Source organism: Segeticoccus sp. (genome assembly GCF_035708005.1).
In genome coordinates this window covers 1-5564 of the sequence record NZ_DASSTI010000178.1, presented here as the reverse complement: position 1 = coordinate 5564, position 5564 = coordinate 1, and the positions used below count along the sequence as shown (strand labels likewise).

5 protein-coding genes are annotated in these 5564 nt (G+C 72.0%); 3 read left to right on the top strand and 2 right to left on the bottom strand.

Annotated elements, in window-relative coordinates; all coding sequences use genetic code 11:
• Positions 1-425: Lrp/AsnC family transcriptional regulator (locus tag VFL99_RS17165; protein ID WP_325107583.1), on the bottom strand; the 425-nt coding region annotated here is incomplete at its 3' end.
• 244 nt (positions 426-669) lie between these two features.
• Between VFL99_RS17165 and pdhA the strand changes: the two genes are divergently transcribed.
• Genes pdhA through VFL99_RS17150 form a run of 3 tightly spaced genes read left to right on the top strand, consistent with a single transcriptional unit; the run spans position 670 to position 4456 of the window.
• Positions 670-1845, top strand: coding sequence for a pyruvate dehydrogenase (acetyl-transferring) E1 component subunit alpha (gene pdhA / locus VFL99_RS17160; protein ID WP_325107582.1), 1176 nt, complete (start codon positions 670-672; stop codon positions 1843-1845).
• Positions 1845-2942 (top strand): alpha-ketoacid dehydrogenase subunit beta, encoded by a 1098-nt coding sequence (locus tag VFL99_RS17155; RefSeq protein WP_325107581.1) that lies wholly within the window; start codon positions 1845-1847, stop codon positions 2940-2942. The genes pdhA and VFL99_RS17155 overlap by 1 nt, the downstream gene beginning before the upstream one ends.
• Positions 2939-4456, top strand: a complete 1518-nt coding sequence (locus tag VFL99_RS17150; protein ID WP_325107580.1) for a dihydrolipoamide acetyltransferase family protein — start codon at positions 2939-2941, stop codon at positions 4454-4456. Before VFL99_RS17155 ends, VFL99_RS17150 begins: the two co-directional genes overlap by 4 nt.
• A gap of 138 nt (positions 4457-4594) precedes the next feature.
• Here VFL99_RS17150 and VFL99_RS17145 read toward each other — a convergent pair whose 3' ends face one another.
• Positions 4595-5470 carry a maleylpyruvate isomerase family mycothiol-dependent enzyme gene (locus tag VFL99_RS17145; protein WP_325107579.1) on the bottom strand — a complete coding sequence of 292 codons (876 nt, stop codon included), beginning with the start codon at positions 5468-5470 and terminating at the stop codon, positions 4595-4597.
• Between the last annotated feature and the right edge of the window lie 94 nt (positions 5471-5564).

Sequence of the window (5564 nt, the reverse complement as noted above, 5' to 3'; positions counted from 1 at the left end):
TACGGCTCCCACACCGGCCCGGCGCCGGGCATCTCCTCGAAGATCAGCCACGTGCGCGTCCCCTTCACCCCGGGGATCGCCTGGATCTGTTCGAGCACGATGTCCCGCAGGGCCGCGTTGTCCGGCGCCCGCACCTGCAGGAGCACGTCGAAGTCCGCGCCCACCAAGGCGACGTGGTCGACATACGGCAGCTCCCGCAGCCGCGCGGACACGTCGCGCCAGGTGTTCTGCTCGATCGCGACACTGACGTATGCCGACGTCGCCAGTCCCGCCCGCTCCGGCACCACCCGGGCCGAGAAGCCGGCGATGACCCCGTCCCGCAGCAGCCGGTCGAGCCGGGCGTAGGCGTTGGCCCGCGAGATGTGCACCCGTTCGGCGAGCTGGCGCACCGAGACGCGGGCGTCCCGGACGAGCTCGCCGATCATCCGCCGGTCCGCGTCGTCGAGGGTGGGGTGGGTGGTCGGCGCAGGTCCGCGAGTGGGGCCTTCCGTTCGTCCGGCAGGCGCCGCCACGGACCGGTCCGTTCTGGACGATCGGTCACTGGTCACCACTCCATTGGACCAGATGTCCGGGGTTGTCCCCTGCTGTTGTGCCATGAGAGTGGTGGGCGGGACGATGCGATGGACAGGTGCCCATCCTTCCCTGCCAGAAGCCCGGAGGCCGCGCTCGATGACGACGCACTCGACGACGCACACCGCGACAACCCAGCTGACCGCCCCAGCGCTGCTCCCCGCAGAGACCCCGGTGCGGTTCCTCGACGACCTCGGCCACCGCGTCGACGCGACCACCGAGATGGAGGATCGCGGCTACCGCCCGCCGGACCGGGAGCTGCTCGTCGAGGCGTGGCGCCGGATGGTGGTCGGGCGCCGCTTCGACGTCCAGGCCACTGCGCTGACCAAGCAGGGCCGGCTCGCGGTCTACCCGTCCTCCCGCGGCCAGGAGGCCTGCCAGGTCGGCGCGGTCCTCGCCTTGCAGGAGCGGGACTGGCTCTTCCCGACCTACCGCGACTCGGTCGCCCTCATCACCCGGGACCTCGACCCGGTCGAGGTGCTCACGCTGCTGCGCGGCGACGCGCACTGCGGCTACGACCCGATGGCCCACCACACGGCGGCCCAGTGCACCCCGCTGGCCACCCAGCTGATCCACGCCGCCGGCGTCGCCCACGGCGAGACCCGCAAGGGCCGCGGCAGCGTGGCGCTGGCCTTCACCGGCGACGGCGCCACGAGCGAGGGCGACTTCCACGAGGCGCTCAACTTCGCCGCGGTCTTCCACGCGCCGGCCATCTTCTTCGTCCAGAACAACAAGTACGCGATCAGCGTCCCCTTCTCCAAGCAGTCCAAGGCCCCGTCGTTGGCGCACAAGGGCGTCGGCTACGGGGTGCCCGCCGAACAGGTCGACGGCAACGACCCGATGGCGGTGCTGTCGGTGATGCAGCGCGCGGTCGAGCACGCCCGGGGCGGCGGTGGTCCGTTCCTCATCGAGGCGCACACCTACCGCCTCGATGCGCACACCAACGCCGACGACGCCACGCGCTACCGCGAGGCCGACGAGGTCACCCAGTGGCTCACCCGCGACCCGATCGTGCGGCTGGAGAACCACCTCCGTGCCGAGGGGCTGATCGACGACGCACGGGTCGACGCGGTCAAGCAGGAGGCCGAGGAGTATGCCGCGCGCTTGCGGGACCGGATGAACGTCGACTCCCAGCTCGATCCCCTGTCGATCTTCGACCACGTCTACGAGCGGTCGACCCCGCAGATCGCCGAGCAGCGCGCCCAGGTGGAGGCGGAGCTGGCCGCGGAGCGGGAGTTCGCCGACCAGTCGGACGAGCAGCAGGGGGACCACTGATGGGGACCACGACGATGGCCAAGGCGCTCAACCAGGCGCTGCGGGACGGCATACAGGCTGATGGGGACGTGGTCGTCTTCGGTGAGGACGTGGGCACCCTCGGTGGCGTCTTCCGGATCACCGACGGGCTGACGCGCGACTTCGGGGAGGAGCGCTGCTTCGACACCCCGCTGGCGGAGTCGGGGATCGTCGGGTTCGCGGTCGGCATGGCGATGGCCGGGTTCCGGCCCGTGGTGGAGATGCAGTTCGACGCGTTCGGCTACCCGGCGTTCGAGCAGGTCGTCTCGCACGTGGCGAAGATGCACAACCGCACGAAGGGTGCCGTCAAGCTGCCGATGGTCATCCGGGTGCCGTATGCCGGGGGCATCGGCGGCGTGGAGCACCACTGCGACAGCAGCGAGGGCTACTACGCGCACACGCCCGGCCTGAAGGTGGTCTCGCCGTCGACGCCGCAGGACGCCTACGACCTGCTGCGCGAGGCGATCGACGACCCGGACCCGGTGGTCTTCATGGAGCCGAAGGTCCTCTACTGGTCCAAGGGCGAGCTCGAGACCGGTTCGCGCGAGGGCGTTTTCGGGCAGGCGGTCGTGCGTCGGCCGGGAACGGACGTGACGCTGGTGACCTACGGTCCGCAGGTGCCGACCTGCCTGAAGGCGGCCGAGGCCGCGGCCGAGGAGGGCTGGGACGTCGAGGTCGTCGACCTGCGCACGATCGTGCCGTTCGACGACGCCACCGTCCTGGAGTCGGTGCGCCGCACCGGGCGGTGCGTCGTGGTCAACGAGGCCCAGGGCTTCGGGGGCGTGGCCGCCGAGGTCGCCGCCCGGGTCCAGGAGCGGGCGTTCCACTCGCTCGCCGCGCCGGTGCTGCGGGTCAGCGGGTTCGACATCCCCTACCCGGCCCCGAAGCTGGAGCACACCCACCTCCCGAGCGTGGACCGGATCCTCGACACGATCGCCCGGCTGCAGTGGGACGACGCGCCGGACGAGCGCTGGCTCGGCAGCCCCACGGGCGGCGCCGTGGCCTCTGGTGTCGCGGCTTCTCGTGTTGCGCCTTCTCGTGTTGCGCCTTCTCGTGTTGCGGCGGGAGGGGCCGCATGAACGAGCAGGTCTTCCGCCTGCCCGACCTGGGAGAAGGGCTGACCGAGGCCGAGATCATCGAGTGGCAGGTCGCCGAGGGTGACGAGGTCGCGATCGACCAGCACGTCGTGGTGGTCGAGACGGCGAAGGCCACGGTCGAGGTGCCGTGCCCGTTCGCCGGCACGGTGCTCACCCTGCACGGGTCCACCGGTGACCAGCTCGAGGTCGGCCAGCCGCTGATCACCATCGCGCCCGTGGGCTCGGTGCCCGCCGCCTCGGCGGCCGCCGCGTCGGGCGGCTCCGCCGCCAGCGTTTCTTTGGGACGCTTCGGCGGCTCTGACCTCAGAGATGTCCCAAGGAAGCGCGGCGGGGACGAGGCGCTGGCCGGGGCGGAGCAGTACCGCTCCGAGGAGCGCGCCGGCGCCGAGGCCGAAGGGTCGGGCGCCGTGCTGATCGGCTACGGCACCGGAGCGCCTCGTGCCCGTCGGCGCCGCGTGCGCCGCGGGCCTGCCCCGACGCCGAGCGCACCCACGTCGAGCGCCCGTTTGCCGAGCGCACCGGCCCCTCGAGCTGATCGTGGCCGCGAATCATTGCGACAGAGTGAGCGCCCCAGCGACCAGAACGGCACAATGATCGGCGCGACTGACGGGCGCACCGGCGCGGCGGTGAAGGTGATCTCGCCGCTAGTCCGCCGCCTCGCCGTGGCCGAGGGCCTCGACCTGACCACGGTCACACCGAGCGGACCTGGCGGGGTGATCCGCCGCAAGGACGTCGAGGACGCCGCCGCCGCGCGCACCACACGACCCGGCACGACGCCCGAGAGCGCTCCCGCCAGCACGACCGAGGACGTGCGGATCCCGCTGCGGGGGGTGCGCCGGGCGATGGCCGACAAGCTCAGCCAGAGCCGCCGGGAGATCCCGGACGCCACGACGTGGGTCGACGTCGACGCCACCGGCCTCATGCAGGCCAAGGACGAGATCCGAGCGGTCCACCCCGACGCGGGCATCGGCGTGCTCGCCCTCATGGCCCGCATCTGCGTCGCGGGGCTGAAGCGCTTCCCTGAGCTCAACTCCTCGGTCGACACCGACCGGCAGGAGATCGTCCAGCACGCGGCGGTCCACCTCGGCTTCGCGGCCCAGTCCCCCCGCGGCCTGGTCGTTCCCGTGGTGCACGACGCGCACCGGTTGACCACCGCCGAGCTGGCGCAGGCCCTGCGCGAGCTCACCGCGCGGGCCCGCGAGGGCCAGCTGTCCCCGGCGGAGCTGACCGGCGGCACTTTCACGCTCAACAACTACGGCGTGTTCGGGGTCGACGGGTCGACGCCGATCATCAACCATCCGGAGGCGGCGATGCTCGGGGTCGGCCGGATCATCGACAAGCCCTGGGCCCACGAGGGGCAGCTCGCCCTGCGGAAGGTCACCCAGCTGTCGTTCACGTTCGACCACCGGGTCTGCGACGGCGGAACTGCCGGAGGGTTCTTGCGGTATGTCGCCGACTGCGTCGAACGTCCTACCGCTATGCTGGCGGCACTCTAGAGTTGTTCCAGGAGCCGGGGGGCTCCTCCCACAATCCCCCGCGCGCCCTCTTCACCCCCTGCGTTGAGGGCGCGCGGGCTCCAACACGAGAACGGGCCCGCCGGCGAGGCGGGCCCGTTCGACGTTTCCCGGCAGGCATCAGGAGGTCAGGACCAGCGCCTCGAGCGCCCGGCGCGCCACGTCCTCATCCCCCACGACGTGGTAGACGGTGTCCTCCACCGACCGGCGCCCCGCCGCCCGGCGGGTGAGCGCGTCGGTCGACAGGCTGATGGTGGTCATCGAGCCGGGCTCGGCCTCCTCCGCACCGGCCTCCCCCTCGGCCACCGGCTCGCCGGTGAACATGGCGTACGCACAGGGCTCGCCGTGCTCGTCCGCACCGATCCGCACCCCGGCACGCCCCACGATCGGCCCGGTCATGTCGACGATCACGGTGGTCCCGGCATCGAAACCCACCTTGCCGAGTAGTTCGGGTACGGCCTCGAGCACGTAGTCGGCGAACACCGTCGCCGCGGCGGAGTCCAGGTCGCCGGGCCGCTCCAGCGCCGTGCGGATGTCCTGCTCGTGCGCCCAGATGTCGCGGATCCGCTCCCGGAGCAGCTCGGCCGCCTCCATCGCCTGACCCATCGGGCCGACGAGGATGCTCGACTCGGTCAGCCCCGGGGTGCGCAGGGTGCCCAGCCGCTGGGCGAGGACGTGCTCCAGCTCGCTGACCACGTCGCCGCCGCTGCGCCGCCGACGTGCCTGCACGGCATACTCGTTCTGCCGCCCGACCTCGCCGTGCACGTGCGCGTGCCGGTCCAGCGCGACCTCGGGGTCGCGCCGGCCCTCCATCGCGGCCTCCACGCCCACGACGTGGGAGATCTGGTCCTTCACGGTCCAACCGGGGCAGTCGGTGGGACGGTCGAAGTCCTCCTCCCGGCACGTGTGCCCCAGATCCACGATGGCCTGGGCGCACTGGGCGAAGGCCTCGACGAGCCCGGTGAGGTCCTCGGGTGCTGCCGGGTGCATGGGCATGGCCTCACCTTACTTACGCTGGTGCCATGGCAAATGTCGAGCCTGTGGTCGGCACCACCGGCACAGGCACCGGCTCGGGCCCCTCCGGGCGACT

Coding starts and splice junctions, on each gene's coding strand:
- VFL99_RS17145 (WP_325107579.1), bottom strand. CDS start 5,470: ATGCCCATGCACCCGGCAGCACCCGAGGACCTCACCGGGCTCGTCGAG.
- VFL99_RS17150 (WP_325107580.1), top strand. CDS start 2,939: ATGAACGAGCAGGTCTTCCGCCTGCCCGACCTGGGAGAAGGGCTGACC.
- pdhA (WP_325107582.1), top strand. CDS start 670: ATGACGACGCACTCGACGACGCACACCGCGACAACCCAGCTGACCGCC.
- VFL99_RS17155 (WP_325107581.1), top strand. CDS start 1,845: ATGGGGACCACGACGATGGCCAAGGCGCTCAACCAGGCGCTGCGGGAC.